Raw genomic sequence first — 14,960 nt, 5'->3', positions numbered from 1 at the left:
GGCGGTCTGCCGCGTTGCAAATGCTCGCAATAGCTACGGCTATTGCTGCGCTTTGCGCCTTGCAGCCCATCCCGATCCGCAGCGCACACTTACCGCTCGATTCGTGCAGAGGATCCCTAGCTGATTCGGCCAAGCAAACTGCAACTCGCGGAGATAGAAAAAATATGCTGTTAACCGATATAGCCGTCGAGCACACTTTGGTGTCCAAAAAGGATGGCGTTCGTCAGACTTTCTTGCTGCATCCTTTTACGGATACACAGCGCGATTCGCTTGGCAAATTCGAGCTCGTTCGCGACGTCAGCCAGCCGGGACTCAAAGACGTGAAACGTTCCACCTTCGTATCGTTTCACCAATTGGCAGAGCTGTATGCGAAAGGCCTGCTCGACGAATTCGGGTTTTCCGTCCGCATGTGCCCAGGCAAAGGCACCTACCCTGCCAAGCTGCCAGCCAAAAAAATACTACCCACCAGCATCAAGCCAGGCTCTTCGTTCGACCTGGAGGTTCAAAAGGTGGACGTTTCCAAACCGGCCGCGCGCGAATTGAGAACAGCCTTGCTTCGCACCAACGTCAAAATTTAAGAGTAACGACGCTGATTGATATGGGAGTAACTGTGAATCCACCCATTGCGCATGCTGAACTCATTGCCACGTTCAAGCGGGCAGAGGCAGATGCCGATCACAAGTTCGGGCTGATCAAAGCAGCTGCGAATAAAGGGCCCAAGGCCATCCAAGCCGCCACAGAAACAGCGAGAAAAGCAGCAAAACGCAGGGACTCGTATGCCAAAAAGTTGGGCATTCTCGGGGTGGACCTCAAGGATTGAGCGCCGCAAAACATACGGCGTGACACCAGCCCTTGGCGACGGCCCATCACGGGCCCTGATCGTCAAAATATAAAAACAAAATCAGTAGTGCACCGATTTGCTTGATATCCACACGAAGCAGTGCATGCGTTTTCTGTTTTCAGATCGCGATGTTGTGGGGAGAGATGGGAAGCTGCTTTAGGCTGGTTGCAGTCATAGGGTGACCGAAAACGAATTAGTACTGTCGGCCAGAAGCGGACATTTGATTGCACCCATGATGACACCTGAAATCGATGCAGTTATCACGCTTTTTCCTTCACACGCGGGTGGTAGGCAGCACGCGATTACTGGTGAGTACCGAGGAGTTCTAAGTCTTTCAGAAGATGAAGCGTATTCCATGAGGATCACAGTTCCCCATCAGATTGAATTCCGACCCGGACACACCTTGACGGTCGGCGTTCAATTCCTGTTCCCTGAGATGGCGTTGCCTCGATTCCCTATCGATGCGACGTTTCGAGTGTGGGAGGGCGGCATCGTCGGCCACGGTCGCGTTGTCAGAATTCACGACCGGGCGTCTCCGTGAGACAGTTTCCGGCAAGAAGGGGGACATTCCAAAATGACTATCACCCGTGATGCAGCGACAGCGTTGGCGCGCGAACAGATTGAAAAACTGCAGCGGGATGCAGGCTGTGCTCTATCCATACGGCCGGAACTCACTACGGAAACTCCAAATGGATGGGTTTTCTTCTACAACTCGGAAGAGTTCATTTCTACACGTGTGCCGTCTGCAGCACTCGCGGGTAACGGTCCAATCTTCGTCAATCCTGATGGCGAAGTTCACCTACTCGGTGCGCATTTGAGTTGGGAAGAGCAGGTCGTAAACCTTTAGGTCCGCTTGGGGCCGAGGCTGTGTGAAAACGCACGTTGCGCCCTTTACTTGCCAGCTGACTCAGAAATCGACCGCTCAGATCGGCCTACAACGCACGATCTCGATGCGAGCAATGGTTGAAGTACCCCCGCAAAATTCGTCTATTAACGTTTTCACACAGCCTCGGCCCTAAGCAGTCCTTTGCCCGAACCACGAAGCGGTCTTTCAATCCCCATTGGCGATAGCAAAGAGCGGGCTGGTCGCTCCGCCGTCCGCTGCGTTCGGCACACGGGTCTATCTTGGGGTGAATATGATTTTGTGTAGAACTAGATAAACATCCAGTGGACTCCAAGGATTGATTCAAGGGCCGATGCCGTCGCAAACGTTTTTCGGTTCGTCCCCTACCGATTCAACGCCGTTGGCATGCCACGCATAGTATCCGTTTGTCTCGCCCTTCAGCCCTTGAACACTGACAATTACCGGAATCAATACGTTGTTGAAACGCGCTGCCTCAAAGCCCGTTCGTTGCTGCAAAAGGACTAACGCTGAAACCGGTGGGGTCATTTCCGCCTGCGTGGGGGCAACAAGCTTCCCATCGGAATCACTTACAGTCCCACGGTTGCGAAAAAATTCGTGCAAGCGGTAGCGCTCTTCTTGCTCAATTGCAGTGAGCGCTTTGCTAACTGCCACATAGTCAAAACTTTGCAGTGAATAGGTGGGGTGTGCATAGCTGTTCATCACAACCAGGGCCCGGGCGAATTCAAGCTCCTCGCCGGGGTTGTAGCGCAGACGAACGCATGCCTCCATGTATTCGATCCAGCCCGCCGGAAATTCACCATCAGCCCACACAGTACGGCTGGTCGAATAATGGCGCCTAGGAGAAAGACGGGTGCGCAGCACGGCTTGATCGTCGGTCACAAATCGCTTAATTGCAGCATAGATCTCGCGGTTTGGATCCTTTCCTCCGCGAACTTTGACGGCACCAGCATCTAACCAGCGAAAGAAGACGGTTTTTTGCTCGCCTGGTTTAGAGGGTGTGCCACCACTTTGCGTGGAGTCTGTTGACTGGCTATTACAGCCCACCAAGCCGAGCAAGAAAAAACAAATCTTTAGTCTTATAGTACTCGGTCGCATTCTTTCTCTCGATGATTGTTGTCACAGGAGTCCGAAATCTCCGATTCGGGAAGAACCGCCCTCTGAGCGACTGCCTCACGAACAGCGTGTATCAGCCGCAAAGGGAGGCCCATGCTCAATTCACACGTCAATTCGCGGCTGATAAACGCTATTCGTTAGATGCCGAAATATGGCGTTCGAACGCTATGTGCACGGCGGGCACCAGCGCTGGAGTACCATATGCATAGATTCTAAAAACTTGAAAAATATCTGGCATTTCAAACCATTGAACAGCCATTATGCAAGCCACTCCGAATACTGCGAGTAAAGCGCCTAAATAAATCGAAATGATCAACCTGCGATCTATTTTATCTAGTCCTGCTCGGCCTTGAAAAGTGAGCGTTAACACTGCTTTCCAGAGGCAGAGTAGGCACCCGAGCGCGGCAATTGCAAGAAATGGCACAAAATAGCCATGCCACGGGACAAGGTCATACGTTTCCCAATACAAGGCGGCAATAAAAGCCAAGTAAAACGAGGTAAGCAGAGTTAGCGGAGCCAAGATCACCAAGGCTTCAAGGGATACAAGCACTTTGGATTGCAGTTCGTTCACAAACGGCATCTTTGATTTAAACGGCAAAAAAAACGATACCCACGACCGCTGCCAATAAACAAAGTGTCATTGCATCACCAAAATGTTCTTGAAATCAATCCAGTAGCGCCACACACTGGATGAATGGAAAGATTTAACAGATCCGACAAACCCGGCTGGACCCTCTATGCCTGAGCGACTTGACAGATCGGGTGCGCAAGCCCTTGGGCAGTTTACTGGGAAGCACGCGGTTGCAGGGCCTGAACCTACCGGACGCTGCAACCGGTATGCCTGCCACGAGGGCCATTGCCAGACAACCACGTCGGGTCGAGAGAGTGAGTGAGTTAGTCTGTTCGAACAGCTGACTTCCGACCTTGAGCTGTCGCAGCAAGCAGCCACCTGCACGCTGGATGACTGAAGTTCCCTCAATACCTGTCATTGATGCTGTCCCTCCGCCTGGAGAGCCGATGACAGCTTTAGGCCCGGCACCGTGGAGCCAGTCCAGGGCCGCGAATGACGGCCATCGCTGCATTGCACCAACCTCTCCACCACATTCACCACCGTTTGAAATAGGCCAAAAGCCGCTTGCGAAACACAGCCCTAGCAACTCCCCGCACGCCGAACTGGCGCAACCGAACAAGCTCATAAAAAAGCGCCGGGCTTTTTCAAACCCGGCGCTTTCATGCCATCAAATCCGATCAAGCCAACTTAAACGGCAACTCCCTCGGCGTCTTCCCCGTCAACCGCGCCACCGCATTCGCAAACGCAGGTGCCAGCGGCGGCAACCCTGGCTCGCCCATGCCCTTTGGTGGATCGGCACTAGGCACGATGTGCACCGCTACCTGGGGCATGTCGGTGATGCGCGGCACGGCGAAATCGCCGAAGTTGCTTTGCTCCACCACGCCGTCTTTGAGCGTGATGGCGCCGCCGGGTAGGCACATTGATAGGCCCATCAGCGCTGAGCCTTCCACCTGGGCTTCCACGCTCTTGGGGTTGACCACCAGGTTGCAGTGAACACCGGCCGTGATGCGGTGCAGCTTGGGCGTACCGTCCTTCACAGACGCTTCCACCACATAGGCCACCACCGATTCAAACGACTCATGCACCGCCACGCCCCAGGCGCGGCCAGCGGCCAGCTTCTTCTTGCCATAGCCCGACTGGGCCACGGCCAGCTGCAATGCGGCCTTGTGGCGCGGGTGTTTGTCGCCCATCAGCTGCATTCGGTAGGCCACGGGGTCTTGCTTGGTGGCGCGGGCTACTTCGTCGATAAGGGTTTCCATGACGTAGGCCGTGTGGGTGGACCCCACACTGCGCCACCACAGCACGGGCACGTTCACGTCCGGGTGGTGCACCGTCAGCTTCATGGGTACGTCGTAGGGCTCCTTCATGCCCTCCACGGCGGTGGCGTCGATGCCGTTTTTGACCATGAAAGCCTCGAACGGCGAGCCCTTGGCGATGGACTGGCCGACGATGGTGTGGTCCCACGCCAGGATCTTGCCCTGGGCGTCAAACCCGATCTCGGCGCGGTGCACGTGCATGGGGCGGTAGTAGCCGCCCTTGATGTCGTCCTCGCGGCTCCACAGGGTGCGCACCGGCGCGGTGATGCCTGCCGTGCGCGCCGCCTTGGCAACACCGCAGGCCTCCACCACGTAGTCGCTGGTGGGAATGCCGCGGCGGCCAAATCCGCCTCCGGCCATTTGGGTGTTGACCTTGATGTTTTGCGGCTGCAGGCCCAGCGTTTTGGCGGCAGCCATGGCGTCGAAGCCGGGCATCTGCGTGCCCATCCAGAGTTCGGCCTTGTCACCATCGAGCTTCACCGTGCAGTTGAGCGGCTCCATGGGTGCGTGCGCCAGATAGGGGAAGACGAACTCGGCGCTGATCTTGTGCGCAGCGCCTACCAGCGGCGCCATGTCAGCCTGCATGGCCACGTTGCCGGGTTGGGCGGCCAGCTCGCGGTACTGCGCCAGCAGCGCTGTGGTGTCGGGCTTGCCCACTGCGCTGGTGTCCCATTCCACCTTCAGCGCATCGCGCCCCTGCTTGGCGGGCCAATAGCCGTCGGCCACGATGGCCACGCCCTCGCCGCCCCGGTCGGTGGGCACGCGCAGCACGGCTTTCACGCCCTTGATGGCTTTGGCAGCGCTGTCGTCCAGCGACTTCAGCTTGGCGCCGAACACCGGCGGGCGGGCCACCACGGCTGTGAGCATGCCTGGCAGGCGCACGTCAATGCCGTAGTCCTGCTGGCCGCTCGACTTGGCCTTGGCATCCAGCCGCCCGGTCGGCTTTCCGATCAGGCGGAACTGCTTGGGGTCCTTCAACGTGACCTTTTCAGGCACGGGCTGCTTCATGGCGGCTTCAGCCAGCGCGCCGTAGCCCAGCTTCTTCCCACCGGGGCCGACGACAAAGCCGTTGCTGGTGCGCAGCGCCGAAGCATCCACGCCCCACTGCGCCGCAGCGGCCGACACCAGCATGGCCCGGGTGCGCGCGCCCAGTTCGCGGTACTGGGTGTACGAATTTTTGATGGAGTTGGACCCGCCCGTGAGGTGCATGCCCATCATCGGATCGGCATAGGCCTGGTTGGCGTCGCCGTGCACGCTGCGCACTTTGCTCCAGTCGGCATCCAGCTCTTCGGCCAGGATCATCGGCAGGCCAGTCTGCACGCCCTGGCCAAAGTCCAGGCGGTTGATGGTGACGGTGACCGTGCCATCGGCGTCGATGCGGACAAAGGCTGAAGGCTGCTCGAACGGCTTGAGGCCTGCGGGCGCCGCAGCCGCCGCGCCCTGCGCAGCGGACATCAGCGGAAACGCGCCCAGCGCAAAGCCCGACGCCGCCGACACCTTCAGAAAGGTACGACGTGCCAAGCCTTCCACGCTTTCCAGCGCATCGGTTACTCCTGAATTAGTAGCTGCTTGCGCTTTATCCATAAGCGCTAGCAGGTGTTTTGGCATAAAAAGATGGGCCTGGCCCTGCAGCGTGTTGGTATCGAAGTGCATAGTGTTCTCCTTCAATCAAGCCACGGTGGACAAGGTACGGGCAGCGTCATGGATGGCCGCGCGGATGCGTACATAGGTGCCGCAGCGGCACACGTTGCCCGCCATGGCGGCGTCGATGTCGGCATCGCTGGGCTTCTTCTTGCCTTTGAGCAAGGCGGTGGCGCTCATGATCTGGCCGCTTTGGCAGTAGCCGCACTGGGCCACGTCGTGCTTCACCCAGGCCGCGTGCACGGCCTTGCCGACCTTGTCGCTGGCCGTCACAGCCTCAATGGTGGTGATCTTCTGGCCTGCCGCCGCCGAAATAGGCGTGATGCACGAACGAATGGGCGCACCGTTCAGATGCACTGTGCAGGCCCCGCACAAAGCCTGGCCGCAGCCAAACTTGGTGCCCGTCATGCCCAGCGTGTCGCGCAGGGCCCAAAGGATGGGGGTGGATTCATCGGCATCCACAGCCGTGTCTTTGCCATTGATGTTGAGGGTAGGCATCGTGGAAACTCCTGGTGGTTCAGCAGGGGGCAGCGCTCGGAAACGGCCGCCGTGCTTTGGAAAATTTGGCCTGATTCAACCGCAGAGGAATACTGGGTGCTGGCGCTCGGGTTTTCTGCACGTCTCTGCGTAGCTGCCAGCCACCCAGCGCGGCGTAGGGTGTGCGGGCGCCCTGCCCCAGCGCAAGCCAGTGGTTTAACCCGGCGGGCACAATCACGGGCATGCATACCCCTTCAGCACCCTCTTCATCCATTGCCGACCTTCGCAAGAGCTACGAGCGCGCCGAACTCAACGAAGACGCCTCGCACGCAGCCCCCCAGCAGCAGTTTGACCAGTGGCTCAAAGAAGCCATCAGCGCCCAGGTGCCCGAGCCCAACGCCATGACCCTGGCCACCGTGGGCAGCGACCTGCGCCCCAGCACGCGCATCGTGCTCATCAAGGGCTATGACGAGCGCGGCATTGTCTGGTTTACCAACTACGACAGCCGCAAGGGCCGCCAGATTGCGGGCAACCCTTACGCGGCCCTGCAGTTCCACTGGGTAGAGCTGGAGCGCGTGGTGCGTATTGAGGGCGTGGTGGAAAAGGTCAGCGACGAAGAAAGCGACGAATACTTTGCCAGCCGCCCGCTCGACTCCCGCATCGGCGCCTGGGCCAGCCCGCAAAGCCAGGTCATTTCTGGTCGCGGCGTGCTGGTGGCCAATGCCGCTAAATACGGCGCGCAGTTCATGCTGAAACCGCCCCGCCCTCCACATTGGGGCGGGTATCGCCTCAAGCCTGATCAGTGGGAGTTCTGGCAAGGGCGCAAGAGCCGCTTGCATGACCGGTTGCGGTATCGGATGGACGGGGGGGAATGGGTGAGGGAGCGGCTGGCACCCTGAGCGTTGCCAACCCCATCAACGTGAAGACACCGACGCCGGAATGCTCGCATAACGGTGTTTCGCTCCCTACCCCACCACCCACCGCGTCACCGCCAAAATCACCACCGGCATCGTCACCAGCGCCAGCGCCGTAGACACCGCTACGCTCGCCGTCACCTCGTCCTCGGCCACCGCATAGCGCTGTGCAAATAAAAACACGTTGGCTCCCACCGGCAGCGACGCCGCCACGATCATCACCGCCAGCGGCAGGCCCGACAGGCCCAGCGACCAGCCCAGGGTGGCCAGCACGATGGGGTGCACCACACACTTGACCAGCGCAATGCGCAGGGCGGCCTTGAAGTGGTGGCCGACCTTGGTAAACGCCAGCGTCACCCCCACCAGCAGCAGCGCAATCGGCCCGAGCGCCTGCCCCAGCAGCAGCAAGGGTTTGTCGACCACCTGCGGCACCACCAGCCCGGTCTGGGCAAACAGCAGGCCGGCAATGATGGGCAGCGGCACCGGGTGCACGATGCCGTTGCGCACCGCCTGCAGCACCGTGCGCCACATGGGCGGTTGTGTGCCGCCCTCACGCCCTGCGTGTTCACGCGCAGCGGCGAGTTCAAACACCACGGTGGCGGCGGTCAGCAAGATGAGCGAGTGCACCGAGATCAGCGTGAACAGCGTCACCAGCCCCGCATCGCCAAACACCAGCCCCACCAGCGGCACGCCAATCATGAGCGTATTGCTGAACGTATTGGCCAGCGCCCGCGCCGCGCCCAGGCTGGTAAAGCCCAGCACCGCCAGCGTGGCCGTGTACACCACGCCAAACGCCACAAAGTAGATCCCCACGGGGCCGAAGTTGAGGTCTTCGATGTGCACCGTGCTCATGGTGCGAAACAGCAGCGCGGGCGTTAGCACCATGAACACCAGGTTGGCCAGGTCCTTCACCGCCCCAGCCCGAATCCAGCCACGCCGCCCCACGTAAAACCCGATGGCGATGAACAGGATGACGGGGATCAGCGAGGTGAAGACGGGCGAGTTCAAGATGGTAGCTGGCGCGCAAACGCGGCAAGAAGGGGCAAGTGGGAGGGGGCAAATAGCCAGTAGCAGGGCCCTATTGTGGCCTGGGCGGCCACCAAAAGCGCGTCTCTAAGCTATGAATTCAATAGCTAACAGCGCTTACCCAGAAAGTGCTGGAGGTCATTTTTATGCAAAAATTCTGGCGCCAGCGACGGCCCGCGATCCCTGACACGACGCTTTATTGAAACACGCACAAGCCCAATGACTGACTTTTGGCTCGGTACATGGCGGTGTCTGCAGCGCGCAGGTATTCGTCGACCGTCGCCAGCCTGGATGCGCTGCTGGCCAATCCGATACTCGCACTACTGATCACGATGCGCCTGCCAATCACGTAAGGTACTTCCAGCGCGGCGGCAATCTGCTCCGCGCGTTGGCTGGCTTCAGCGGGATCAATGGACTCCAACAGCACATTGAACTCGTCGCCACTCATGCGGGCGACCAGATCAACCGACCGCACGCAGGATTCGAGCCGCCGCGCCACCTGTTGCAATAGCTGGTCGCCCACATGATGTCCGTAGCTGTCATTGACGGCCTTGAACCCGTTGAGATCCAGCAGCAGCACGGCGAACATCGTGGCTCCACTGTGTGTTGGCACGCCACCACCGTTCACCACCTCGTTCTGCTGCAGCGCGATGAGTTGCGCGAGGCGATCGCGGAACAACGGCCTGCCGGGCAAGTTGGTCAGCGCATCGTAGGAACTGCCACGCTCGGCCAGATCGCTCAATGATCCCGCCATGCGCACGGGAACACCCTCTTCAAACTCAGCGAGCCCGCGCCAATTGACCCACACCAGCCGCCCAGCCCCGTGGAACGCGCGGAAGTCCACTGAAAAGTTCGGGCTGCTTCCCGATAGGTGCCTGCGGTAGGCCTCCTGCACGCGAGCGCGATCCTCGGGATCGATGAGCTGCTCAAAAAAGCGCCAGCCTCCGTCATGCACAAGATCGGAGCTACCCAGCCCGACGATCTGGAGAAAACGCCCGGACACATGCAGCGCGTCCGTTCGCAAGTCCCAAACCCAGATGCCGTCATTGGATCCGCGAGTCGCCAGCGAATAGCGGTTTTCGGAGCGCACCAACTCAAGTTCGGTGTCCTTCTGCTGAGTCACGTCGATCATCAGGCCGATCATGCGGTTTGGTCGCCCCGGCTCGACCACTGCACGGCACAGATCACGCACCCACACCACCTTGCCAGACTTGGCAATCAGCCGATAACTCATCTCGTAGGCATGGCTGTGCGTGGCGTTGTAAGCGGCATCGTCGATGCGCAGGGCCTCCTCCAGATCATCGGGATGCACATGCGCCCGCCAAAAACCCGGGTCAGCCCGCCACTCCTCGACGGAGTAGCCGAACAAGCGTTCGACCTGCGGGCTCAGGAAGGTATTGCCCACGCCGATTTCAGCTTCCCACACCACGCCATCAATGGTTTCTAGCAAGCGCAGAAAGCGCTGGCGAATCTCCACCAGCACCTGTTCGGTGACCTCGGTGATCTCGATCAGGACGCCCTGGCGGCTGGTCACCCGGTTCGCCGCATCCGTCTCCGGGTGGAGCTGCAGACGCACCCAGCGATAGTCCGCGTCGGCAAAGCGCAAGCGGAACACCGGCATGCCCGAGCGCATGGTGCCGATGTCGTCGGGATGCACGAATTCCAGCAGAGACCTGCCGAGGGCCGCCGCTACCGAATGGCCGGTGAGCTTGTGCCACGCCGGATTCAGATAGGTGATCTCCCACAGCGCATCGGTTTGCACCACCGCCTCGGGTAACAGTTGCAGCAGTTTTGCGGACGGCGTGAGACTGGTGAGCATGCAGGGCTGTTGCAAAAAGGGGGGCAAATACATCCAACCGATAGCAAAATCAGCTAGGTTAGGTCAAGTATGGCACGGGTTCCGGGCCCCTTGGCTTCGGTTATTCGAGGCAGCCAAACAAAGCAAGCCAGCAGCGCCCTCACCCGCTGCTGGCTTGCTCACATCACGACGGCATCACCCGTCAGAACGCCACTTTCACCCCCACCGTCAAATTCCGCCCCATCAACGGTGCGGCATTCTTGATGAACGAGGTGTGCGCATACGCCAACCGATCCGTCAGGTTGTTTGCCTTCAAATACACCTGCCATGGCGAGCCGTTGCTGAGCTGGCCGTTGTAGCTGACGCCCAGGTTCAGCATGCCGTAGCCGGGTGTGGCGCTTTCAAATTCGGCCACGCGGTTTTGGCGGGCTACTTGCACCCATTCGACCTGGCCTTCCCAGGCTTGCCAATTGGCGTCCACACGGATGCCCGCGCGGGTGGCGGGGATACGGGGCAGTCGGCCGCCGCCTGCGTCAATCGTGGCGCGCACGGTGTCGCCAAACAGGGTCACGCCCAGGTTGCGCGTGATGCGCTGGCGCACCTGGCCTTCGATGCCGGTGAAGGTGGCGTCGGCCTGGCTGTATTGCAGCAGTTGCAGGCCATCGACTTCATCCAGCGTACGGCCGTAGATGTAGTTGTTGATGCGGTTGCGGAAGACGCTGACGCCAAAGGTGGTGTCGCCCGCCGTCTTCTTCAGGCTGACGTCGATGTTCTGCGAGATCTCGGACTTCAGGTTGGCGTTGCCGCGTTCATACGTGCTGGTGGCCATGTGCAGGCCTTGGGCGTACAGCTCTTCGGCCGACGGGGCGCGGCTGGCGCGTGTGAAGGAGGTGCCGACCTGGTAGCCGGGCGTGAACTTCCACACCGCGCCCAGCGATGCGGACGTGCCGTTGTGGCTGCGTTCGATACCGCTGGTCTGTGCTTCGGCCGTCTGGCGGTCGTGGCGCAGGGCGGCTTCAAAGCGCCAGTCTCCGAGGCGGTATTCCTCTAGCGCGAAGAGGCCCAGTTTGCGGGTGATGGTGGGCTCGACATAGGCCTCTTCGCCCACGGCACTGAATTTGCGCTGCGAGGTTTGCAAACCGATCACGCCCTTGAACCCGGCAATGGGGTTGTGTTGCAGCTCGATGCGGGTGTCGTAGGCCTTGTTCTTGAACGTGGTGCTGATGGCGCCGTCTTCGACTTCGTCGTGCACGTAGTCCGTCACACCCGCGCGCAGGCGCAGGGCCGAGAAACCAGCAAACGGGTTTCGCAGCTCGCCTCGGATGTCAAAGCGCTCGCTGCGCAAGTCCACCACGGGCACATCGCCATGCTCCGCGTCGTGGTCATGGTCGTGGCCGTCTTCCTCCTCACCTTCGTGGGCGCCGCAGTGCAGGCTGTTGCCGTGGGTGTGGCAGCCTTCAAAGCTGTGGTTGTGGCCTGGCAGGCCGTATTTGGCAGCCTGGCGGGTGTAGGCCGCGCCTAGGTAACCCCGGTCGCCCACCCACGACAGGCCCACGCTGCCGGTGTCGGTGCGGTTGAAGCTGCCCAGCACCTTGCGGGTGGGCTCGCCCTCGGGCGCCCAGCCTTTGCCCACGCGGTAGTCGCCCGCGTCGCGCGCCACGCCTTCCACGTGCACGGCGAGGTTGCCGGTGCCGCCCGTCAAAGAGAAGGCGCCTGCTTTTTCACTGGCGCCGGAGTTGGCGCGCAGCTCGGCGCTGCCTTCGTAGCCCTTTTGCGGGATGGCGGTGGGGATTTTTCCGTCGAGCACGTTGACCACACCACCCACCGCACCCGCGCCATACAGCAGGGCCGAGGGGCCGCGCAGCACTTCAATCTGCGTCGCCAGCAGGGGCTCGGACACCACGGCGTGGTCGGGGCTGATGGTGGAGGCGTCGTGTAGCTCGGCGCCGTCACTGAGCACCTTGACGCGCGGACCGTCCATGCCGCGAATGATCGGGCGGCTGGCGCCCGCACCGAAGTGGCTGCTAGTGATGCCGGGCTCGCTGTTCAGCGTCTCGCCCAGCGTGGCCTCACGGCGGCGCACCAGTTCGTCGCCCTCCAGCACGGTGACGGGGGTGGTCATGTCGTTGGCACCCAGTTGCAGGCCGCTGGCGGACACAGTGACGGGGGGCAGGCTGGCGGCGGTGGGTGGTGCTGCCTGGGCGGTGGCCTGGGCATGTACCAAGCCGGTGCCGGACAGCGTGATGATCGCGGCCAGAGCCACCGGATGCAGGGCTGGGTGGCGGCGTGCGGCGCGACGCAGGGCGGGCCGAAGAGGGGTGCTGTGATGGGGGCTGTGGTGTGTCATGGCTGCAATACGAAAAGGTGGGCGTGCCGGGGGCGGCATGCGGTTGACGGCGCTGAGCGGTCAATAAAACCAAGAATATGAATAAAAAATGCCTCTAGCGCTTATTGGATAAGCGCTACAAGCTATGAAATCAGGAGCATTTGCGGTGACAAATTTGCGGCGACAAGCCAGCGCCACGGTGCTCGAAGCGGTTTCAGATCTACACGGTGGGTACAGCCGGTGAGGCGGTTTTTGGCCTCCGCCCCATGCCATTTGCACTGCGCGGGTCGAAACGATGGCTTCGACTGGCTCAGGCAGGCGTGGCGGTGTGCTGCGAATAGCGGTGCCTGATCGATCAGCCGAGGTGCAGATCTGAAGCCACGCGCGGTGCGTGGTTAGCGCTGTGCAGGTTCAGTGCGGGAAATGAATGAGGCGAATCCGCCAAGCCGCCCCGCTGCAAAAAGCAGCTCACGCCGGCGGCAAGCGCACCTCAACCCGCTGAACCCATCACCCCACCACAGGCGGGCCGCGGGCGTGAAAAAGCGCTACATGCCGGGCCGCCGCGGTGGCAGCCGGGTGCACCAGGGGTGCCTGCGCGGTGACCGGGGCGGCAAGCGCCGCAGGGGCGCTGTGCAATGCGTCGCCCAGCGCCAACTGGTCGAGCAAGAGGCAGTCCACTGGCGCGTGGTGCGCCAGCAGTGCGTCGAGCAGGCTGTGGGCGTGGGCTGCGGGTTCGTCGGCCGTGTCGCCGTGTGTGTGAGCGTGGCCTGCCGAGGTGTCAGCGCCCGCGCCGGGCTCTGCAAAGGCAAGCGCGTGCGACGCAGACAACGCATGCGTCTGCTGCACCGGGGCATGCATGACCTGGTGCAGGCGCCCCAGCGTGGGCACCACCACCAGAGCCAGGAGCAGCCATACCAAAGCGGCTTGCGCCCACAGCTGGCGGCTTGTTTGACCGTGGAAAAGCGCACCCAACCCTGCCCTGCGGGCCGACGCTTGCGGGAGTGCAAGCTGTGCCGTGGCGGCGGGTGGATGGGCGCGGGCGCGGGTCACGGGGCGGGATTCAATCTACGAAACAGTCAGAAGCGGGGCGCGAAGGAATGCGGGGTTGCTTCACTTCACCGGCACGGCCTCGACCACGCGGTAGTAAAGGCCGTATTGGTCGTTGGTGAGCACGGTGAACTTGCCTTCGACCACCACAGGCTCCAGCGAGTAGCGCACGGGCGTTTTGGCCTTGACCTCGACCATGCTCTCGGGCCCGCCTGGGATACAGAACGAACAGGTCAGCGGCACGCTGGTCAGCAAAAAGTGCGTCTGGGTAGCCTTTGCGTCCAGCGGCATCATGAAGCCCTGGATGCGCTGGGTGGTCTTGTCCATGCCCTTTTGCGCGTCATTGAACACGGGCAGGATGCCGTTTTTGGTGGTCTTCTTGGTCAGGTCGGACAGCACCGACCACGGCACCACGTCGTTGCGCGGGGGCAGTGGCGCGATGGGGCTGTTGGGGCTGTGGTAGCCCGCGCCAGAGCCCGAGGGCACGGCAGTGCCTGTGCCCGCAGGCAGCGGCGACGAGAGCACGGGCATCGGTGTCGATGTTGGGGACTCTTTGGCACGCTCGAAAGCGCCCGGTGCGGGTTTGGTGGCTGTGCTCTGCTGCTGTGCGTAGGCGCCGCCCGTCAGTGCCAGCGCCGCAGCCAGCCAGGCCAGGCGGAGCGGTCGGCGGCCTACGGGTGCAAGATTCAAAGCGTGGAACATGGCGGGCAACCTCTAAAGAGAATGAACGGCGTGGGGGTGGCGATCAGTGCGCGTGGCGCATGCCGCAGTATTTGCCAATACCCAGACCCTTGCAGGCGGTTTGGAGTTCCTTCTGGCACACATCATGGCCTTTGCCAGATTCAAGGCACTTGGCTGCGGCCTCGTGCGCAGCGGCCATGGCGCGGTGGCGCTCGATGTCGGCCTTGGTTTCCTTGTCGCTATGGCCTTGGGCGTGCGCCAGGGCGCCGACAAGCAGCATGGGGGCCAGGGCGAGTGCGGTGAGGAGCTTTTTCATGGAGAGCCTTTCAGGTCGGTTGGTTTGA

Annotated in this window: 15 protein-coding genes; 5 read left to right on the top strand and 10 right to left on the bottom strand. The window is 61.2% G+C overall.

The genetic code is table 11. The features are described from left to right. The 4 genes from ACK4OE_RS09500 to ACK4OE_RS09485 all read left to right on the top strand — a co-directional run. A partial coding sequence (locus ACK4OE_RS09500; RefSeq protein WP_409884569.1) for a hypothetical protein occupies positions 1-578 on the top strand: 578 nt, incomplete at its 5' end. Positions 579-610: 32 nt separating this feature from the next. Beyond that, entirely contained in the window at positions 611-820 is a 210-nt protein-coding gene (locus tag ACK4OE_RS09495) for a hypothetical protein (RefSeq protein ID WP_409884568.1), read from the top strand. A 199-nt stretch (positions 821-1,019) separates the two neighbouring features. Further along, on the top strand, positions 1,020-1,382 hold the full coding sequence (locus ACK4OE_RS09490) for a hypothetical protein (protein WP_409884567.1): 363 nt from the start codon (positions 1,020-1,022) through the stop codon (positions 1,380-1,382). 33 nt (positions 1,383-1,415) lie between these two features. Further along, a complete protein-coding gene (locus ACK4OE_RS09485) occupies positions 1,416-1,688 on the top strand; it encodes a YrhB domain-containing protein (RefSeq protein WP_409884566.1) in 273 nt (90 codons plus the stop codon). Positions 1,689-2,027: 339 nt separating this feature from the next. Here the strand turns inward: ACK4OE_RS09485 and ACK4OE_RS09480 are convergent, their stop codons facing one another. The 4 genes from ACK4OE_RS09480 to ACK4OE_RS09465 form a co-directional block, all read right to left on the bottom strand. Beyond that, the gene (locus ACK4OE_RS09480) at positions 2,028-2,801 is read right to left on the bottom strand and encodes a hypothetical protein (RefSeq protein ID WP_409884565.1); all 774 of its coding nucleotides are present in this window, start codon (positions 2,799-2,801) and stop codon (positions 2,028-2,030) included. Between the two features lie 148 nt (positions 2,802-2,949). Continuing rightward, positions 2,950-3,390: a hypothetical protein gene (locus ACK4OE_RS09475; protein WP_409884564.1), complete on the bottom strand. Its 441-nt coding sequence runs from the start codon at positions 3,388-3,390 to the stop codon at positions 2,950-2,952. A gap of 677 nt (positions 3,391-4,067) precedes the next feature. After that, positions 4,068-6,359, bottom strand: coding sequence for a molybdopterin cofactor-binding domain-containing protein (locus tag ACK4OE_RS09470; protein WP_409884563.1), 2,292 nt, complete (start codon positions 6,357-6,359; stop codon positions 4,068-4,070). A 15-nt stretch (positions 6,360-6,374) separates the two neighbouring features. Further along, positions 6,375-6,845, bottom strand: coding sequence for a (2Fe-2S)-binding protein (locus ACK4OE_RS09465; RefSeq protein WP_409884562.1), 471 nt, complete (start codon positions 6,843-6,845; stop codon positions 6,375-6,377). 221 nt (positions 6,846-7,066) lie between these two features. Between ACK4OE_RS09465 and pdxH the strand changes: the two genes are divergently transcribed. Next, positions 7,067-7,723, top strand: a complete 657-nt coding sequence (pdxH, locus tag ACK4OE_RS09460; protein WP_409884561.1) for a pyridoxamine 5'-phosphate oxidase — start codon at positions 7,067-7,069, stop codon at positions 7,721-7,723. Between the two features lie 66 nt (positions 7,724-7,789). Here the strand turns inward: pdxH and ACK4OE_RS09455 are convergent, their stop codons facing one another. The 6 genes from ACK4OE_RS09455 to ACK4OE_RS09430 form a co-directional block, all read right to left on the bottom strand. Then, entirely contained in the window at positions 7,790-8,746 is a 957-nt protein-coding gene (locus ACK4OE_RS09455; protein ID WP_409884560.1) for an AEC family transporter, read from the bottom strand. Between the two features lie 214 nt (positions 8,747-8,960). After that, positions 8,961-10,583 carry a PAS domain-containing protein gene (locus ACK4OE_RS09450; RefSeq protein WP_409884559.1) on the bottom strand — a complete coding sequence of 541 codons (1,623 nt, stop codon included), beginning with the start codon at positions 10,581-10,583 and terminating at the stop codon, positions 8,961-8,963. 181 nt (positions 10,584-10,764) lie between these two features. Beyond that, a complete protein-coding gene (locus ACK4OE_RS09445) occupies positions 10,765-12,909 on the bottom strand; it encodes a TonB-dependent receptor domain-containing protein (RefSeq protein ID WP_409884558.1) in 2,145 nt (714 codons plus the stop codon). A gap of 486 nt (positions 12,910-13,395) precedes the next feature. Further along, entirely contained in the window at positions 13,396-13,938 is a 543-nt protein-coding gene (locus ACK4OE_RS09440; protein WP_409884557.1) for a hypothetical protein, read from the bottom strand. A 60-nt stretch (positions 13,939-13,998) separates the two neighbouring features. After that, complete coding sequence (locus ACK4OE_RS09435) at positions 13,999-14,637, bottom strand: DUF3299 domain-containing protein (RefSeq protein WP_409884556.1); 639 nt, start codon at positions 14,635-14,637, stop codon at positions 13,999-14,001. Between the two features lie 43 nt (positions 14,638-14,680). Continuing rightward, complete coding sequence (locus ACK4OE_RS09430; RefSeq protein ID WP_409884555.1) at positions 14,681-14,932, bottom strand: hypothetical protein; 252 nt, start codon at positions 14,930-14,932, stop codon at positions 14,681-14,683. Between the last annotated feature and the right edge of the window lie 28 nt (positions 14,933-14,960).

Origin of the sequence: Acidovorax sp., assembly GCF_046314175.1 — a bacterium.
In the GTDB taxonomy this organism is placed as follows: Bacteria; Pseudomonadota; Gammaproteobacteria; order Burkholderiales; family Burkholderiaceae_C; genus Acidovorax.
Note: the sequence above shows the minus strand (reverse complement) of the source record. Positions and strands in the feature narration are given on the sequence as shown.